Annotated in this window: 15 protein-coding genes, 1 tRNA gene and 1 pseudogene; 10 read left to right on the top strand and 7 right to left on the bottom strand. The window is 56.8% G+C overall.

The features are described 5' to 3' along the window. Window positions 1-5: 5 nt before the first annotated feature. Window positions 6-1,031 carry an IS110 family RNA-guided transposase gene (locus tag EOK75_RS05270; RefSeq protein ID WP_137192924.1) on the top strand — a complete coding sequence of 342 codons (1,026 nt, stop codon included), beginning with the start codon at window positions 6-8 and terminating at the stop codon, window positions 1,029-1,031. Between the two features lie 393 nt (window positions 1,032-1,424). On the opposite strand, the pseudogene EOK75_RS21935 reads toward EOK75_RS05270, so the two are convergent. The 6 genes and pseudogenes from EOK75_RS21935 to EOK75_RS05300 all read right to left on the bottom strand — a co-directional run. Next, window positions 1,425-1,658: pseudogene (locus EOK75_RS21935) on the bottom strand (Pycsar system effector family protein); the annotation flags it as partial. Window positions 1,659-2,203: 545 nt separating this feature from the next. Next, window positions 2,204-3,337: a hypothetical protein gene (locus EOK75_RS05280; protein ID WP_137192926.1), complete on the bottom strand. Its 1,134-nt coding sequence runs from the start codon at window positions 3,335-3,337 to the stop codon at window positions 2,204-2,206. A 711-nt stretch (window positions 3,338-4,048) separates the two neighbouring features. Next, a tRNA-Arg gene (locus EOK75_RS05285) sits at window positions 4,049-4,125 on the bottom strand. A gap of 251 nt (window positions 4,126-4,376) precedes the next feature. Then, window positions 4,377-5,723 carry a sensor histidine kinase gene (locus EOK75_RS05290; protein ID WP_137194301.1) on the bottom strand — a complete coding sequence of 449 codons (1,347 nt, stop codon included), beginning with the start codon at window positions 5,721-5,723 and terminating at the stop codon, window positions 4,377-4,379. 141 nt (window positions 5,724-5,864) lie between these two features. Continuing rightward, window positions 5,865-7,283: a dihydrolipoyl dehydrogenase family protein gene (locus tag EOK75_RS05295; RefSeq protein ID WP_137192927.1), complete on the bottom strand. Its 1,419-nt coding sequence runs from the start codon at window positions 7,281-7,283 to the stop codon at window positions 5,865-5,867. 3 nt (window positions 7,284-7,286) lie between these two features. Continuing rightward, the gene (locus EOK75_RS05300; RefSeq protein ID WP_137192928.1) at window positions 7,287-8,030 is read right to left on the bottom strand and encodes a TVP38/TMEM64 family protein; all 744 of its coding nucleotides are present in this window, start codon (window positions 8,028-8,030) and stop codon (window positions 7,287-7,289) included. A gap of 313 nt (window positions 8,031-8,343) precedes the next feature. Between EOK75_RS05300 and rpmH the strand changes: the two genes are divergently transcribed. The 8 genes from rpmH to yihA all read left to right on the top strand — a co-directional run bounded on the left by rpmH (window position 8,344) and on the right by yihA (window position 15,129). After that, window positions 8,344-8,478 carry a 50S ribosomal protein L34 gene (gene rpmH / locus EOK75_RS05305; protein ID WP_137192929.1) on the top strand — a complete coding sequence of 45 codons (135 nt, stop codon included), beginning with the start codon at window positions 8,344-8,346 and terminating at the stop codon, window positions 8,476-8,478. Window positions 8,479-8,523: 45 nt separating this feature from the next. Then, window positions 8,524-8,964 carry a ribonuclease P protein component gene (gene rnpA, locus EOK75_RS05310; RefSeq protein ID WP_137192930.1) on the top strand — a complete coding sequence of 147 codons (441 nt, stop codon included), beginning with the start codon at window positions 8,524-8,526 and terminating at the stop codon, window positions 8,962-8,964. Further along, a complete protein-coding gene (gene yidD, locus EOK75_RS05315) occupies window positions 8,961-9,200 on the top strand; it encodes a membrane protein insertion efficiency factor YidD (protein ID WP_137192931.1) in 240 nt (79 codons plus the stop codon). The genes rnpA and yidD overlap by 4 nt, the downstream gene beginning before the upstream one ends. A 3-nt stretch (window positions 9,201-9,203) precedes the next feature. Further along, window positions 9,204-10,043, top strand: coding sequence for a tRNA 2-thiocytidine(32) synthetase TtcA (gene ttcA, locus EOK75_RS05320; protein WP_137192932.1), 840 nt, complete (start codon window positions 9,204-9,206; stop codon window positions 10,041-10,043). Window positions 10,044-10,298: 255 nt separating this feature from the next. Beyond that, window positions 10,299-11,714, top strand: coding sequence for a putative bifunctional diguanylate cyclase/phosphodiesterase (locus tag EOK75_RS05325; RefSeq protein WP_240794027.1), 1,416 nt, complete (start codon window positions 10,299-10,301; stop codon window positions 11,712-11,714). 201 nt (window positions 11,715-11,915) lie between these two features. Further along, window positions 11,916-13,742 carry a membrane protein insertase YidC gene (gene yidC, locus EOK75_RS05330; protein ID WP_137192934.1) on the top strand — a complete coding sequence of 609 codons (1,827 nt, stop codon included), beginning with the start codon at window positions 11,916-11,918 and terminating at the stop codon, window positions 13,740-13,742. Beyond that, the gene (locus EOK75_RS05335; protein ID WP_137192935.1) at window positions 13,739-14,479 is read left to right on the top strand and encodes an MOSC domain-containing protein; all 741 of its coding nucleotides are present in this window, start codon (window positions 13,739-13,741) and stop codon (window positions 14,477-14,479) included. Before yidC ends, EOK75_RS05335 begins: the two co-directional genes overlap by 4 nt. Further along, window positions 14,476-15,129, top strand: coding sequence for a ribosome biogenesis GTP-binding protein YihA/YsxC (gene yihA / locus EOK75_RS05340; RefSeq protein WP_137192936.1), 654 nt, complete (start codon window positions 14,476-14,478; stop codon window positions 15,127-15,129). Before EOK75_RS05335 ends, yihA begins: the two co-directional genes overlap by 4 nt. 3 nt (window positions 15,130-15,132) lie before the next feature. On the opposite strand, the gene EOK75_RS05345 is transcribed toward yihA, so the two are convergent. Next, entirely contained in the window at window positions 15,133-15,864 is a 732-nt protein-coding gene (locus EOK75_RS05345; protein WP_137192937.1) for an SDR family oxidoreductase, read from the bottom strand. A gap of 126 nt (window positions 15,865-15,990) precedes the next feature. Here EOK75_RS05345 and argB point away from each other — a divergent pair, with 126 nt between their 5' ends. Beyond that, a complete protein-coding gene (gene argB, locus EOK75_RS05350) occupies window positions 15,991-16,890 on the top strand; it encodes an acetylglutamate kinase (protein WP_137192938.1) in 900 nt (299 codons plus the stop codon). The last annotated feature ends 68 nt before the right edge of the window (window positions 16,891-16,958 follow it).

Here is a 16,958-nt window from a genome sequence, read left to right on the forward strand (position 1 = left end):
CATCCATGGAGAATGTTAGCATAGTAGGAATTGATTTAGCAAAACGGAGCTTCCAGCTGCACGGGGCTGCCGCTGATGGTTCTGTCGTGTTCCGCAAGAAATTGTCGCGCCCTCAGCTTACCGCGTTCCTGAGTGAGCTTCCAAAGTGCGTTGTTGCGATGGAGGCTTGCGCTACATCCCATTATTGGGGGCGTGAGATTGGCAAGCTTGGCCACGAGGCGCGCCTTATTCCACCTGTTTACGTTAAGCCGTTTGTGAAGCGTCAAAAGAACGACGCAAATGACGCAGAAGCGATCGCTGAGGCGGCATCGCGCCCGACGATGCGCTACGTCTCGGTCAAAAGCGCAGAACAACAGTCGCAGGGCATGGTCTTTCGAACACGCGATTTATTTGTCCGCCAACGCTCCCAGTTGGTAAACGCTTTGCGGGGTCATTTAGCAGAATACGGTGTCGTCGTCGCTCAAGGGATGGTTCAGTTTAGACGAATAATAGCCAGCTTTGATGAAGTCGCGGTTGACCTGCCCGCGCAAATTCTAAGCCTTTGCCAAGCATACATTGATCAGATCGCTCTTTTTGACGAAAGGATTGTGGTGCTGGATCACGAGATCAAAGGCCGAGCAAAAACAGATGAAGCAACATCACGGCTTATGACGATCCCCGGAGTTGGGCCTATGTGTGCTACGACCATTCAGGCCTTCGCGCCACCAATGGAAGAATTTTCTAATGGGCGTGAGTTTGCAGCTTGGTGCGGGCTTGTACCAAGGCAGAAGTCGACCGGTGGGCGACAAATCCTGGGTAGAACCTCAAAAATGGGGCAGCGCGATATAAGGCGATTGCTGATCACAGGCGCAATGGCCGTCATCCGTTGGGCCATCCGGAAAGGTCCACCACCTGGATCATGGCTTGCCAAGATGCTGGCGCGCAAGCCTCGTATGCTGGTGGCGACTGCCCTGGCAAACAAGCTTGCCCGTACCGTTTGGGCGTTAACAACCACAAAAGAGAACTATCGAATTCCACCGCTGGCTACATAAGCTTTGCACCATGCGTTGGAGTAAACCGGCAATGTGAGAAGGGCGAAGGAGAGTAAGGAACAACGGTCATAAGACGGGGTTGGGAAAACCAGATAGAAGCCAGGAGCCTTGTGCTCGCATCAACGATTTGGACCCGATCCACGGACACCATACAGGCCAGCGGCGTGTGAAAGCCGCATTCAAAGGCCGGACACACGACTGCACTGATCACTTGTTCCAAGCAATCTGAAAAACTTCTTGCATTGAAAGGGGCATCCACACACGGCTTCTACAATCCGCGACGACGCCACTCAGCATTGGGTTGGAAAAGTCCGGTCGCTTTTGAACGAAAGGTGGCTTAAACGAGCACTTGGAGCGGCACGAAAGCGCGACAGGTCCAGTGTTCGGATAGGCGCAAAGGTAGAGGCTCCCGAAGGAATAAACCAAGGCCGCAAGGGTCAAGCCCGCGGGGATTAACACTTGCCAATTCTGTAAATGCTCGACGCGGACTCGCGCCGCGAGCACCCCAAGGATGGCGGAGTTTGCGGCGAAAAGCATAGAAGCACGGTTATCCACACGCGGAAAGAAGGTGAGGATGCGGTTGAGCTGATCGCCCGCAATCTTGCTGTCTATTGCCACTACCGTCACTCCCTTGAAGATACTAAGTACTGCTACCGAATTAGGCTAACTTTGGCCAGCTATTGCCGCATCTCGCCGCGTAAAAGTTGTGGTCTCGCGGGGATCAGGCCCGCCAGCACAAAAATATTCAACGATTTCCCGCCGATTGGTCAATGTCCGCCCGGGATCGGAGTCCTTTGCGTTGTGCGCAGCCGCAGACCCGTCCTATGCCTTTTTTTGATAGCCGCTATCTGTAGCAGTAACTCTCGGCGTTGTGCCGCAATTACGGCAAGACCTTCATTGATAACTGCTCGCTAGGGTTAGCAAGAGCAGCTAATTGTTCGCGGATGCTGAGCGCGCCAAGCTGCACTGAAATCGGTTGGCTGTCCCCTTTTCGTGTCAATCTACATGATAGGCCCAACGCAGCCGTTCAAGCCCGCCGCAGCTAACGGCAGGCCCGAGCCCAAATTGACCGAGGCGTGCCTAGTGGTTTTTCAATTACCTCGATACGTGCTGCAAAGCGAGCAGCCCGGAGCTAGCATTCGAACTCCTTTGGCTCGGCATCCACTTTCGCGCTAGTGACCGACCCTATCATTTTGAACGGCAAGCTCCTCAACGAAGCCTCGCCAGCCCTCCATATAGGCAAGGTAGCCATTCCTGACCATCTCCGGCGCGAGAGAGAACAATCTCGCGGTGAGGATGGCTGCGTCGCAGATGGCTGCTGCTACACGCTTCTTCGAGCGGTTACTGTGAAGTCCGCCATTGAGTTCCCCAACCACCCGATCGATCTCCGCACCAATTTCCTGAAGCCTCGCAGGCCCATTTGTGTCATGATCCTCCACGAAAGCCCACAGTCGGTTCTTATACGCTGCGGCAGTGAGCGCACGCCCCCGACGCTTGCATTCAACAGCGGGAAACAAGGCATCGGCTAGCTGTTCCATATACCGCCGACCTGACAGAGCGACTTGCGCTAGGTCCTCCTCATTTTCTGCAACTTTGAGGCGCTCCGCTGCTGCGCCAAGTGCATTGAAGAGCTTAGGACTGAGATCTTCGAGCAACATCGTCAGTTGGTAGATTTCGTCTTCATTAAGGTCAACCGCTGAAGATAGCAGTTCCCGAAAGGCGGCGATGCGTTCAAAATGGCGAAGCGTATCAAAGTCGTCGAGGACCGTCCGAGCCATGCCGGTGTCTTCGAGGGCGACGTCGGAGAACCCGAGCAACTGCATCTCCGAAATTTCTTCAGGGTCGTAGCACTCCTCATTGCCCATAGAGAAAAACCTGCGGAGACGGGTGCCATGGATTCGATATTGTGGACTTAAGCGCGATCTATAAAGCACACGGTGGGGTGGAAATTCAAGGTGGACCGATAGAGCACCCAGATAGCAATCGTGCGGAAGAAGGGCTGCGTCCAGCTCAACAGCAAGCATTCGAGGCATGTTTTCAAACACCATGCCAAAAACGGTCGGGAAGCCATCACAGAGTCTGTAGTCGTCAACGAGACTAAAGTCGCTTTTAGCAAAGGCGTTGCGATAGATCACCTCCGGGTCCTGTCCTCGCGTGAGGCCGACTAGGATGTCGCCCACCGCAAGCTTCATGTGGCGACCAGACTTTTGGATGATCCCAGTCTTGAATACTACTTCACGGATTTTTTCCCAGTAGTTGTCATTTTCCGGATACGCTCGCCAGTTGAAGAGGAGTGCGATAATCATGAGGGTGCTCCACAAGCTCTGAAATTCTTACAACCATTGGCCTTATCAAGGCACGCCATACACACTTTCGCCCCACGACATCTAGTTGCAGGTGCGCGGGCCTCGTCACTGCGAATTCGGTGGACTAGCGTCATATGTCAGCTTCCGCGTAACATAATGCGAAAGCCGCCAGCTCGCTAGCGCCGTAAGTTCAGTTTTTTTTGTGGTGGTGCAGCGAATAGCTCCTAGAGCCTTTGTCACCGATGATCTTCGCAGTCATAGCGAAGGCCGAGCACACGCAGTCAACAGCAACAATGCCCGCACAGCGGTCTTTGCTGCGTGCTGCAGCTAAGGTACGCTACCCGACCTTGTTTCAATATGGCTGACTAGAAGTGCACTTACCCTGCATGACCCAACATCTACCAGCATGCCGCGTCTTTGGACGGCGTGAACTTGAAACCCATCGCAGGGACTACAGTAACGAGACATCCGAACACCAGAACCGGATAATTTTCGTCGCAGTTCATTGTAAGATTGCGGCTGACGCAGCCCGTGCCGGTTTAAGGCATCTGTGCAAGAATAACTGAATCCCAAAAACAGAATCACATAGGAGATCGAAGGAGGGCTGTACCGGTGCTGCTACAGCATAATAATGAGCGTAGCATTATCGTAGCGGTAGCAAAAACACATTTCGCCCGTTAGGGCGTAAGCATTTATAACAAAAAGGAAAATTGGTGCACCCGGAGCGATTCGAACGCCCGACCCTCAGATTCGTAGTCTGATGCTCTATCCAGCTGAGCTACGGGTGCAGTAGGGGCGATTTACCGCCCCACACCTCCGGGCGCAAGAGGTTAAAAGCAAATCTTTCAAAATTTCTTCGATCTTTTCGTTTGATTGCCACATGGGCTCGTTTTCCGCCTACCAGATTCTGCCCACGTCCGGCGAACTACCCTGCGATTTCCATGAGCATGGGGGCTGCCGTGCGCTTAATCCAGGAATGACATCAACCCGACATCATCGGATTGGATGTTCTAAAATAAATCAGGCCGCCAAGCCTGTCTTATTGGCCCGCGTCTTCCAAACCGTCCATCTTAGGCAAATGTATAATGAACTCCGTTCCGGCCTCGTCACTGCGCAGCAACTCCAGCCGTCCGCCATGTCCGCGCACCAATTCAAATGCAATCGCCAAGCCCAAGCCTGACCCACCCTTGCGCGCGCTGCCCTGAAAGGCAGTAAACAGATGCTCACGGGCGCGCAGCGGCAAGCCGGGGCCAGTGTCACCCACCCTGATCCACCATGCGCTATCTGTCTCGCCGGCGGACACCTCTATCACGCCTTCTTTTCCGGTCGCCTCCAACGCCTGCATCGCATTGCGCATCAGGTTGGCCAAGACGCGGTACAACTGCTCGGCATCCGCACGCAGGATCAACCCTGCGGGGATATCAACCAGACAGCTCACCCCCGGCCGCTCGCCCAGCGCTTCGGCCTCGATCACCTCTTCGACCAAGGGACCCAAGGCAAAGCGGGACAAACGCGGCGAAGGTTCTTCGGCCTTACCAAACGCCAATGTCGATTCGCACAAGGAAACAGCACGGGTGATGGAGCCGACAAGCTTGGGGGCGATCCGCGCGACCACCGGATCAACGCTATGTTCGATTCTATCCGCAAAAAGCTGGGCGGTTGTCAGGATATTGCGCAGATCATGACTGATTTTTGCAACAGCCGACCCAAGCTGGGCCAAGCGCTCCTTTTGTCGCAAGGCACCTGTCATCTGGGTTTGCAGGCTTTGCAATGCCTCCTCGGCCTCGCGCACCTCCACCACACCCGAGGTGGGGGCGATCACGCGGCGCGCATCCTCGGGGGCGTCGGCATATAGGGCCATGTGCTCCACCACCCGGCGAATCGGCAAGACGAGCAAGCGCCGCACAGCAAAGAACAGCAGCGACGCCGTCACGACCGAAATCAGCGCGGAAAGCATGAAAACGCGCAGCCCATAGTCCAGCATTGCTTTGCGCAAAGGGGCCGTCGGCATGGTCACTTCGATAAGAAAACCTGCATCCTGCACCGGATGGCCGATCACCCGGACCGCATGATCCTGACTGTCCACCAAAACGACCAAGGCATCCCGCATCAAATGCAACGGTGTTGCGATACGCAAATCATAGGTCGCCGATATATCGCTATTAACCGGAGAGGAGAGGATCAGCTGCCGAATCTGATCGCGCCAAAGCACCACGTTATAGACGTCGGCATTTGCCAGAAGCTCTGTCTCCAGCTCAGTGCTGATCATACCGTCAGTAGCCAGAAGGGCCAAAGACGCGATCTGAGCCTTCTCCAGCCGCAAAAGCAGGTAATCTTCGCGGAACCGGGCGATAGAAGGTACGAAAATCAGCACTTCGGCCAGCATAACAAAGGCCACGGTCAGCAGCAAGAAACGCCCCGAAAGCGTATTCAGAAACCCAGACCGTTTTTTCGCCAAGTTCGCACCCGCTTTCTTTTTCGTCCAGTTAACCCGATAGGGGTAAACAATCCCTATCGGGCGCAAAATTCAAGGTAAGTAGCGTTGCACCACCCCCACCACACGCTTTACCATTGGATTATCAAAAAGCTTGGGCGAGAAATAGGCCCCCGCTGCGCGTTTGGATACTTCTGATAACGTCGGATAGGGCAATACGGTTCCCGCAATCGCGCTAATTTTTATTTTGGCCGCAATCGCCATCGCCCAAAGCCCGATCAATTCACCGGCTTGTGCGCCGGCAATGGTGACACCAACGGGACGGCCTTTGACGACCATCACCTTGATAAGGCCTTCGGTTTCACGCATCGCGCGGGCGCGGTCATTCTCGGCAAACTCAAACCGTAGCACGGTTAGGGCATCGCCATGGATCTTGCGGGCCTCGACCTCGGTCGGGCCAACTTGCGCCAGTTCCGGGTCGGTATAGGTCGCCCAAGGGATATGCGCCGTGCTGGCCTTGGATGGCAGGCCAAAGAGCATCTGGCGGATAACAACCCCCGCATGATAGCCCGCAACATGGGTAAATTGCAGCCCGCCCGCAGCATCACCAACGGCATAGACCTTGGGGTTGCTCGACCGCAGATCGGCGCCCACGGTCACACCCTTGCGGGTGAACTCCACGCCCGCCGCCTCAAGCCCCAGCCCGTCAAGCGAGACCTGCCGCCCCACAGCCATCAAAAGATGGGAGCCATGGACAACACGGCCGTCTTTTATCTCCACCTCTATCGCGCCCTCTTGCCCACCGACGCGCACAACCGGCGCATCCTCCAGCACCTCGACACCCTCATTGCGCATTGCCGTCAGAACAACGGCCGCCGCTTCGGGATCATCACGACCAAAGGCCTTGGCCCCTTCCACCACAGTCACCTTACAGCCAAGCCTGCGGTGCGCTTGCGCCATTTCCATCCCGATCGGGCCACCGCCAATAACGATCAGATGGTCGGGCCGTTCCCGTTGCGCAAAGATCGTCTCATTCGTTAGATAGGGCACCGCCTCTATGCCCGGAATGGGCGGCACAAAGGGATGCGAGCCTGTGGCCACCACAAAGCGGCGGGCCTTGATGCGGTACTCGCCCGCCTCAACCTCTTTGGGGCCGGTAAACTTGGCCCAAGCCCGAATAACCCGCACACCCAGCCCCTCGAACCGCTCCTGACTGTCCAAAGGGGCGATGCCTGCAATCACCTCGGCAACGTGATCCTTCACCGCTGCAAAATCAATTTCCGGCGTGACGGGGGCAATGCCGAACGCGGCGCCCGTGGTCATCGCATGGGCATGTTTTGCCGATGCAATAAGCGCCTTGGAGGGGACACAGCCCGCATTAAGGCAATCCCCGCCCATCTCGCCGCCTTCGATCAACACAACCCGCGCGCCCATTTGCACAGCACCCGCCGCAATCGACAACCCGCCAGAGCCTGCCCCGATGATGCAGATATCGGTTTCAATCATTTCCATGGATCAGCTCGCTTTCTTGCGTAAAAATTTCAAAAGAATCGGAAGGGCCGACAATGCCGCCAACCCCAGAATTGGGCCCAGCACATGCGGGGCAAATATAATGGAGAAATCCGGTGTCTCGCCGCGTGCAAAGACCTCACCCAGCCCTGCCCCGACCGAGGTATAAACCAACCCACCGGGCATGATGCCAAGGAAGGTCGAAATCGCAAAACGCCGCAGCTTCGTGCCGACAAAGGCCGGCACCAGATTGGCCAGAAAGAACGGCACCACCGGCACCAGCCGCATCAAGAACAGCACCGACCATTCGTTTTCGCGCAGGCCCGCCTGAAGCTTGGCCACCGCGCCGCCCTTACCCTCAAGCTTTTGCGAGAAGCGCGCGCCAAATCCGCTGCGGGCTGCCAGAAAAATCGCAATCGCGCCGATAGTGGCGCCCGTCACATTAAAAAGGACGCCCGGAAAGGTGCCAAACAAAAAGCCCCCCGTCAGCGTGGCGATCAACGAACCCGGCAACGAAAACGCCACAACTAGCGTATAGGCCGCAACAAAGCCCAATGCGGCAAGCACGTAATTGGCATCGCGAAAGGCAATCAGAGCCTCGCGGTTCGCGGCAAGCGCCTCAAAGCTGATGAGATCGCCCAGTAAAAACGCCCCCACCGCGGCAACGGCCAAAATGATCAGAATCGGCATCTTTTGCGCCCATCCGGCTTTGGCAGTAGGTTTTATCTGGCTAACAGGCGTATTTGTCATCTTCTTCTCCGGCGATATGCCCAATTTGGCTTTGGGGAAGATGCGCAATATATTGCTTTCGTGACACCCCTCTCACGCGGCGTTGATCGCAGATGACAGATTCGGCATTAAGAGCCGCCCGATTGAAACATTTGACCACCTGTTGCGGCATAAAATCGCGGTCAGGGCGGAAATGTTGCAGAAAATGCGCCCCAGCCGAATTGACTTGGGCCAATCGGATGCGTAAAGGACGGGCTTGGAATAAGCGCAACGGATCGGTTTGTGGCGACTCCCGCCCGAATACCTGTTGTAGCACATGTGATGGAGAACCGCGATGAAGCGTACCTTTCAACCGTCGAACCTGGTCCGTACGCGGCGCCACGGTTTCCGCCTGCGTATGTCGACCAAGGCTGGCCGCAATATCTTGAACCTGCGCCGCGCCAAAGGCCGCAAGAAGCTGTCGGCCTAATTGGCTGGGGCCTTTTTACGCCCCGCTTTTTGAAGGACAAATAACATGACACCGCCGAAGGCACAGGGAGACGACAGCAATGTCACAACCCGACCGCCCTCGGCGGTTTCATCATGCGCAAAATCCTCGGGGTTGATGCCCGAGACCTTGCGCCAACGCGCAGATTTCTTGCGCGCAGCCTCTGCACGCCGCCAAGCGGCCCAAGGCTTTTTGCTTCAAGGACGCGCCCGCGGGGATGACAGCAGCGATATGCGCGTCGGTTTCACCTGCTCCAAGAAAATTGGCAATGCCGTGGCGCGCAACCGTGCAAAGCGGCGGCTGCGTGAAATTGCGCGGGCCATTTTGCCAACCTTGGGCCACGCCGGTTGGGATTACGTGCTTGTCGGACGCCCCAAAGTGACGATCGACCGCGATTTCGCAGCCCTTCTGCAGGATCTCGAAACCGCCTTGGCACAGCTCCACGCCCCCCGAAAGCCGCGGAAATGACACCGCTTGCCCATGTGCTTGCCCTGCCCGTCCGCACTTATCGTTTATTGCTAAGCCCTTGGGTCGGTCATGGCTGCCGGTTTCAACCCACCTGTTCGGCCTACGCGATGGAGGCGCTGGAAAAGCATGGCGGGATCAAGGGCGGCTATCTGACCGCGCACCGCATTTGCCGCTGCCACCCTTGGGGCGGCGATGGTTATGACCCTGTGCCGGATAAAAAACCAAAGCGAGGCTAAGCGATGCTGGACAAGATGGACGACATTCACCCGCTTTTCCACGGCGCGCCCAAAACCACCGAATTCAAAAAATTGCGCAAGCGCATCGTGCAGAACATGCGTGAGGCGATTGAGGTTTACGGCATGATCCAACCCGGCGCGCGCTGGTTGGTGTGCCTGTCGGGCGGCAAGGACAGCTATACCCTATTGGCCATTCTGCATGAGCTGAAATGGCGTGGCCTGCTGCCGGTGGAGCTTCTGGCCTGCAATCTCGATCAGGGGCAGCCCGGCTTTCCGGCGACGGTTCTGCCGGACTTCTTATCGCGGATGGGGGTGGAACACCGCATCGAATATGCCGACACCTATTCCATCGTTATGGATAAAATCGCGCCGGGGGGAACCATGTGTTCGCTCTGTTCACGTTTGCGCCGCGGAAATTTTTACCGAATCGCCCGCGAAGAAGGCTGTTCGGCGGTGGTTTTGGGGCACCACCGTGACGATATGTTAGAAACTCTGTTCATGAATTTGTTCCATGGCGGACGGCTGGCGACCATGCCGCCAAAGCTTTTGAACGAGGATGGTGACCTTTTGCTCTTGCGTCCCTTGGCGCTGGTCGCCGAGGCTGATTGCGAGAAATTCGCGAGCGGGATGCAATATCCGATCATTCCATGTGACCTTTGCGGCAGTCAGGACGGGCTTTTGCGTCAACAGGTAAAGGCGATGCTGGATGAATGGGAGGCCCGAAGCCCCGGTCGCCGCCAGATCATGTTCCGGGCTCTGCAAAATGCCAATCCGTCCCATTTGCTGGATCCGACGCTGTTTGACTTCAAATCGCTGGCGCCGCGACCGCAGGACGATAGGTAGAATTTTCTACAACTTACAGGCGACTATTAACCTTCCACTTAGCTTATCCACCTTAGCGTCAAAGATCACAGGGGCCAGAACTCTGTTTCAGATGACTAAGGGGACACGTGCATGCCGAGACCGTCACATCAATCAACCGCCGTTTCCAGGCCCGGCTTTGCTGCACGCATAAAGCCCTGGTTACGCCGTCCGGAATTACTGGTCTTCTTGCCCGCAATCTCTCTCTTGGCCTATTGGGTGGGCGGAGAGTCGATAATGATGATGACAGCCTTGGGGCTGCCGTTGATTTTTCTTTTTGCAGGGGTGCTTCGTGGCACGAATACCTTTTCTGTCACAGATATTGATCCCCCCGGCAGCATCGCGCATCGTCCCCAGATCACAAAGTTCCTCGATCATGCCTTGCAAGAGGCCGATACCACGGGCCGGACCACGGCTTGCTTTGTAATCCAGTTTGACGATGCCGATGAGCTATTGGACCGCCACGGTCGCGCGGTACAAACCGAAGTATTGATTCGCAGTGCCGAACGTTTGTGCGCCGCATTGCGGGATGGTGACTCCGTCGCGCGTCTGGAAGGTGGCGGCTTCGCGGTTGCACTCGCCCCAATGCGCCGCGTTGATCTGGAAGGGATGATTCAGGTTGCCGCCCGTCTGCAAGAGGCCTTAACCCCCCCCATCAGTATCGACGCGGCAAAACTTTATGTGAATTGCTCGATCGGGTTCTGCCTTGGTGCAAGATCACCACAGCCGATCGGAGCGGCCTTGCTGGATGCCGCACAGGTTGCCGCAGATGAGGCCCGGCGCAACGGCCCCGGCGCCATCCGTGCCTATATCCCCGGCATGGCCCGCAAACGCTCGGACCGCGACGCCCTGCGCAATGAGTTAGAGCGCGCGATGGAAGAGGGCGACATTCGGCCCCACTACCAACCACAGATCTGCACGGACACAGGCGAAATCTCGGGGTTTGAAGCATTGGCCCGCTGGCATCATGCAGACCGTGGCATTATCTCCCCCTCTGAATTCCTCCCCGCGATTGAAGAGGCCGGGCTTTGTGAACGTCTTGGCGAAGTCATGCTGTATCACGCATTAGCAGCCATAGTCAGCTGGGACAAAGCAGGGCTGCGCGTCCCGAACGTCGGGGTGAACTTCTCGGCCGCGGAATTGCGCAACCCACGTTTGGCAGAAAAACTGAAATGGGAGTTGGACCGTTTTGACCTCACCCCGGACCGGCTTTGCGTTGAAATTCTGGAAACCGTGATCGCCGAAACCGATAATGACGTAATTGTCCGCAACATTCTGGAACTTTCCAAGCTCGGCTGCGGAATCGATCTGGATGATTTCGGGACAGGCCATTCCTCAATCACCAACATCAGGCGCTTTGCGGTGCGCCGAATCAAGATTGACCGCAGTTTTGTGCGGAAAGTGGACGAAGACCGTGAGCAACAAAAGCTAGTTTCTGGCATTTTGTCACTGGCCGAACGGATGGGGTTGGAAACCCTGGCCGAAGGCATAGAAAGTGTAGGGGAACACGCCATGCTGGCGCAGCTTGGCTGTGGCCATGTACAAGGCTTCCTGATTGCCAAACCAATGGCTTTCGAGGCCACGCAAGACTGGATCATCCAGCATCAGTCCCGCCGCGCGAAGCTCCCTCAAATAGGCACCCGGACCCGCTGATGCGCCAAACCAGAATTGCCCTTCGGGGAAGTCAAGCAACCGCCAGCCATCCCCGCTGCGCACGCCTGTTGGTCCGTCAAGAGCAAATTTAGGGATGTAATCGAAGGCGAACAGGGCAAATCGGGGGAAAAGCCCTTGACCTTTGCCCCCCCCTATCGTTGAACCACCGCTGAACCTGAACAGGAACGGTGTTGGTCCCAGATGGACGATCAGAACAAAAATCTCATCCTCGCAACAGCCCTCAGTTTCCTTGTGATTCTGGTGTGGTTTGTATTTTTCCCACCAGCCGAGCCGGTCGTTGATCCAAACGCGCCGGCCGCAGTCACAACGGCGACAGAGGCGATAACGCCGCCTGCGGAAACGGTCGCCAATTCCGAAACGGCTGCGGCCGCGGAAAAGGCAGCGGCCCCCCGCCTGGCCATCGACACTCCACGCCTGAAAGGCACAATCTCCTTGTTGGGGGGGCGTATCGACGATCTGGCGATGAGCAATTATCATGAGACGATTGATCCCGCCTCCGAAATTGTCACGCTGCTTTCGCCCGTTGGCCAGCCACATGCCTATTACGCGCTTTATGGTTGGACCCCGGCCGGAAATCTTGGCTTTGACGATGTGCCGGGCGCGAATACGCTTTGGTCGCAGGTCGGCTCAAACACCCTGACCCCGGAAACGCCGATCACCCTGCAATGGGACAATGGCAAAGGGCTGGTGTTCAAACGTGTTCTCTCGGTCGACGACCGCTATATGTTCAACGTCGAGCAAAGCGTCGAAAACCAGACCGGCGCCGAGGTCCGCCTTGCACCTTACGGCATCGTGGCACGGCACGGCATTCCGGATGACCTCGAAGGGTTTTACCTAAGCCACGAAGGCATTGTGCAGCGGACCGATGGCACTTTGGAAGAAGTGAAATATAAAGCCGCGGCAAAACTTCCACTGGTTGAACGTGAGGCCGCATTGGCCGAGGTGAACCAAGCCACCACAGACGGCTGGATCGGGTTTACCAGTAAATACTGGATGACCGCGCTGATTCCCGAACAGGGCAAGCCCTTCACCGCCGTCACCAAGTACGTCGCAAGCGCCGATATTTTCCAAACGGAAACCCGCCAACCTTTGGTCAGCGTAGCACCCGGTACGACCTCAACAACGAATTCGCGCCTGTTTGCAGGGGCGAAAGAGTGGGAAACGCTGCGCAACTACGAGAAAACCGGCGGTATCGACGGTTTCATTGACGTCATCGACTGGGGTTGGTTTTTCTTCTTCACCAAGCCGATCTTTGCTGTGTTGCACTGGCTGAATGCTATGATCGGCAATATGGGTCTTGCAATTATTGCCCTGACTTTCCTGCTCAAAGCGCTGGTGTTCCCGCTTGCCTATAAATCCTACGTCTCCATGGCGCGGATGAAGGAATTGCAGCCGGAAATGGAAGCGTTGAAAGAGCGCACCGGCGACGACAAGCAAAAGCTTCAGAAGGAAATGATGACGCTGTATAAGGAAAAAAAGGTCAACCCAGCTGCGGGCTGCCTGCCGATCCTGATCCAGATTCCGATTTTCTTCTCTCTCTACAAGGTGATTTTTGTTACGCTGGAGCTGCGTCACGCGCCCTTCTTTGGGTGGTTGAACGACCTTTCGGCCCCGGACAGCTCCTCGTTGTTCAACCTGTTCGGCGCCCTGCCTTGGGCGGCACCAGAACCGGGAACGATGATGGCGCTGGTGTTTATCGGCGTGCTGCCTCTGCTTTTGGGGGTCTCGATGTGGTTGCAGCAAAAGCTGAACCCGACACCGACAGATGCGACACAAGCGATGATCTTTGCCTGGATGCCATGGGTCTTCATGTTCATGCTCGGGAGCTTTGCCAGTGGCTTGGTTGTTTACTGGATCACCAACAACGTGATCACCTTCACCCAGCAGTTCATCATCATGAAAAGCCATGGCCATACGCCGGATATTTTCGGCAACATCAAGGCCAGCTTTAAACGCAAACCCGCAGCAGCACCTGCCGCGGCGGCCAAGAAACCGGGTAAAAAATGACACAACGGCTGGCTCGCATTTGCCGCCACCCGATCAAGGCACACGGACGCGAGGATCTCGCGTCCGTTCTGCTTTCGGCGGGGGCCTGTCTTCCCGGGGATCGTCGCTGGGCCGTCGCACATGAGGCGGCAAAGCTGGTTCCCGGATGGAACCCTTGCAGTAATTTCCATCGCGGTGCAAAAGCCCCGCAGCTTATGGCCATCACCGCAGAGCTACAGGGCAATGCAGTCACCTTGCGTCACCCGCAGCGCCCGGATTTGACATTCCATCCCGATGATCCCGCCGATCTCCTCGGCTTTCTGGATTGGATCGCACCGCTTTCCCCGAAAGAGCGCGCGCAACCCAAACAGATCGTTTCGGCGCCGGTGGGCATGACGGATAGCGCATTTCCATCTGTTTCCATCTTGTCTTCAAGCTCTCTGGCAACCTTGTCAGAGAGCATGGGAACATGCCTGTCGGCAGATCGTTTCCGCGGCAATCTTTGGCTAAACGGGGCAGAACCCTTTGCCGAATTTGACTGGATCGGGCGTGATATTGCTCTCGGCGACGCTATTTTAACGATCAAAGAACGCATCACCCGATGCCGTGCCACGATGACCAACCCCGAAACCGGACAGGTTGATGCAGATACACTTGCCGCCCTGAAAACCGGCTATGGACATCAGGATTTTGGCGTCTATGCAGTGGTGAAACAGGGTGGCACAATCACCCTCAACGATGAGTGGAGCCTGTCGTGACCCAACTTCCCTTTCCCCTTGCCGAAGAACCGGAACCCGCCGCGCGTGAGGCCGGGCGGCTGCTGTTTGCCGGCCCCGTCGACTTTGTCAAAGGCGTGGTTGCCATGTCGGGCATGCCCCCTGCCGACCGGCTGGAGGTTTGCTTTGCGGGCCGTTCAAATGTCGGAAAATCAAGCCTGATCAATGCGTTGACCAACCGCAAAAACGTCGCACGCGCGTCCAACACCCCCGGCCGGACACAAGAGATCAACTATTTCGCCCTTGGCACGCAACGCTATCTGGTCGACTTGCCGGGCTATGGCTATGCCGCCGCCCCGCTTCCGGTCGTCGCGAAATGGCAGGCTTTGCTGAAAAGCTATCTGTCCGGTCGCCAAACCTTGCGCCGCGCCTTTGTGCTAATCGACGGGCGGCACGGGGTAAAGGATGTGGACCATGAGATCATGACCCTTCTGGACCGTTCGGCCGTCACTTTTCAGGCCGTGATGACCAAAGCCGATAAGATCAGCAAAGTAGAGCTGGATCAGAATATCGACCAGACCCGCGCCGCATTGGCCAAGCACCCCGCCGCGTTTCCCGAATTGATCGTGACCTCTTCGGAAAAAGGCCTTGGGATCGAGACGCTGCGCGCCACGATCGCCACGTTGATCTAACGGCTAAACGTGCTGCGCGCCGTTCACCTCTATTTCCGTTCCTGAGATATAGCTGGACTGGGGCGAGCACAGGAACCAGATCGCATCGGCCACCTCTGAGGGTTGGCCCAAACGACGAAGCGGCAGTTGTTCCACAATTTTATCCGTGCCGGGGCTAAGGATGGCAGTTTCCACCTCCCCCGGCGCGATGGCATTCACCCGTACGCCCATCGGCCCGAAATCATGTGCCATCTCGCGCGTAAGCGCGGCCAGCGCCGCCTTTGATGTCGCATAAGCTGCGCCCGCAAAAGGATGTACCCGCACCCCCGCAATCGATGTCACATTCACAATCGCGCCTTTTGCCGCGACCAATTCCGCCTGCAACCCACGCGCCAGAACGACCGATGCAAAAAAGTTGACGTGAAAGACCTGGCCCCAAGTCATCAGATCCGTCTCAAGCGTATTCAGCCGCCCGCCGCCCTCCCCTTTGGGTGAAATGCCAGCGTTATTGACCAGCGCATCAAGCTTGCCGTTCACTTTTTCCCGAATCACCTCAATTGCGGCGATTGTTTTGGTTGGGTTGGCGAGGTCGATCTGAATATGGTTCTCCTCGCCGCCTGGCCACGGGCAGCGCGGATCAAACGGCTGGCGCGAACAGGTCAGCACCCGCCACCCCTCGGCAGAGAATCGTTTCACCGTCGCATGGCCAATCCCACGGCTTGCCCCGGTTAAAACCAGTGTTTTCTGCTCTGTCATCACGTGTCTCCCTTATCGTCTTGCGGTCAGATTAAGCTTATGCGCGGCAGGTGCAAGCGCTGCTCTGACCACTTGGCATGGGGGCGTAAAACCGCTACCAAAAGCAAACCCCAAAGGGACCCAGCCATGAAAAAGCAGTTACTCAATATGCGTGATTCCATTGCCACCGCCCGCACCTTGAATGAGGCACTCCCCTATTTGCAGCGCTATTCCGGTGCGACCGTCGTCGTGAAATTCGGCGGGAATGCGATGGGCGACGACGACGCGATGGAGGAATTTGCTCAAGACATCGTTTTCATGCGCCAAGTTGGCTTGAACCCTGTGGTCGTGCATGGCGGCGGGCCGATGATCAACAGCCTTTTGGCCAAGCTTGGCATCAAATCCGAGTTTCTGCGCGGCAAGCGCATCACCGATGCCGCGACCGTCGAGGTGGTGGAGATGGTGCTTTCTGGTCTTGTGAACAAGCGCATTGTGCAGGCGATCAATGATGCAGGCGGGCGCGCTGTCGGGATTTCCGGCAAGGATGATGATCTGATGGTCTGCGACTATGACGATCCGGAGCTGGGCTTTGTCGGCCGCCCCCGCGATATGCGTGTGCAGGTCTTGCGCGATTTGTTCAGCGTCGGGATCATTCCCGTCGTGGCCCCGGTTGCCCCCGGCGACAATGGCGAAACCTTTAACGTCAACGGTGATACCGCCGCTGGTGCAATTGCGGGCGCGCTGCAGGCCGATCGCTTGTTGCTGCTGACCGATGTTGCAGGCGTAAAGGATGCAGAGGGCGAGGTGATCACCCAGCTCACCACCCAAGAGGTCCGCGACCTGACAGAACAGGGCGTTATTTCGGGCGGTATGATTCCCAAAACCGAGACCGCGCTGATGGCGATTGAGCAAGGTGTTCGCGCCGTGGTCATCCTTGACGGCCGCATACAGAACGCATGTTTGCTGGAGCTGTTTACCGATCACGGTGCCGGCTCTTTGATCCGGTCCCCCAACACACCCGCACGCGTCACATCCAGCGACGGATAGCGGTCGGTCGTGCTTGCCCACTTGCCTGCGCCTGTGCAACACTGATGTGACACAACGTTGATCATATG

Source organism: Pseudorhodobacter turbinis (assembly GCF_005234135.1).
Classification (GTDB): domain Bacteria; phylum Pseudomonadota; class Alphaproteobacteria; order Rhodobacterales; family Rhodobacteraceae; genus Pseudorhodobacter; species Pseudorhodobacter turbinis.

Coding starts and splice junctions, on each gene's coding strand:
- EOK75_RS05270 (WP_137192924.1), top strand. CDS start 6: ATGGAGAATGTTAGCATAGTAGGAATTGATTTAGCAAAACGGAGCTTC.
- EOK75_RS05280 (WP_137192926.1), bottom strand. CDS start 3,337: ATGATTATCGCACTCCTCTTCAACTGGCGAGCGTATCCGGAAAATGAC.
- EOK75_RS05290 (WP_137194301.1), bottom strand. CDS start 5,723: ATGCTGGCCGAAGTGCTGATTTTCGTACCTTCTATCGCCCGGTTCCGC.
- EOK75_RS05295 (WP_137192927.1), bottom strand. CDS start 7,283: ATGGAAATGATTGAAACCGATATCTGCATCATCGGGGCAGGCTCTGGC.
- EOK75_RS05300 (WP_137192928.1), bottom strand. CDS start 8,030: ATGACAAATACGCCTGTTAGCCAGATAAAACCTACTGCCAAAGCCGGA.
- rpmH (WP_137192929.1), top strand. CDS start 8,344: ATGAAGCGTACCTTTCAACCGTCGAACCTGGTCCGTACGCGGCGCCAC.
- rnpA (WP_137192930.1), top strand. CDS start 8,524: ATGACACCGCCGAAGGCACAGGGAGACGACAGCAATGTCACAACCCGA.
- yidD (WP_137192931.1), top strand. CDS start 8,961: ATGACACCGCTTGCCCATGTGCTTGCCCTGCCCGTCCGCACTTATCGT.
- ttcA (WP_137192932.1), top strand. CDS start 9,204: ATGCTGGACAAGATGGACGACATTCACCCGCTTTTCCACGGCGCGCCC.
- EOK75_RS05325 (WP_240794027.1), top strand. CDS start 10,299: ATGATGATGACAGCCTTGGGGCTGCCGTTGATTTTTCTTTTTGCAGGG.
- yidC (WP_137192934.1), top strand. CDS start 11,916: ATGGACGATCAGAACAAAAATCTCATCCTCGCAACAGCCCTCAGTTTC.
- EOK75_RS05335 (WP_137192935.1), top strand. CDS start 13,739: ATGACACAACGGCTGGCTCGCATTTGCCGCCACCCGATCAAGGCACAC.
- EOK75_RS05345 (WP_137192937.1), bottom strand. CDS start 15,864: ATGACAGAGCAGAAAACACTGGTTTTAACCGGGGCAAGCCGTGGGATT.
- argB (WP_137192938.1), top strand. CDS start 15,991: ATGAAAAAGCAGTTACTCAATATGCGTGATTCCATTGCCACCGCCCGC.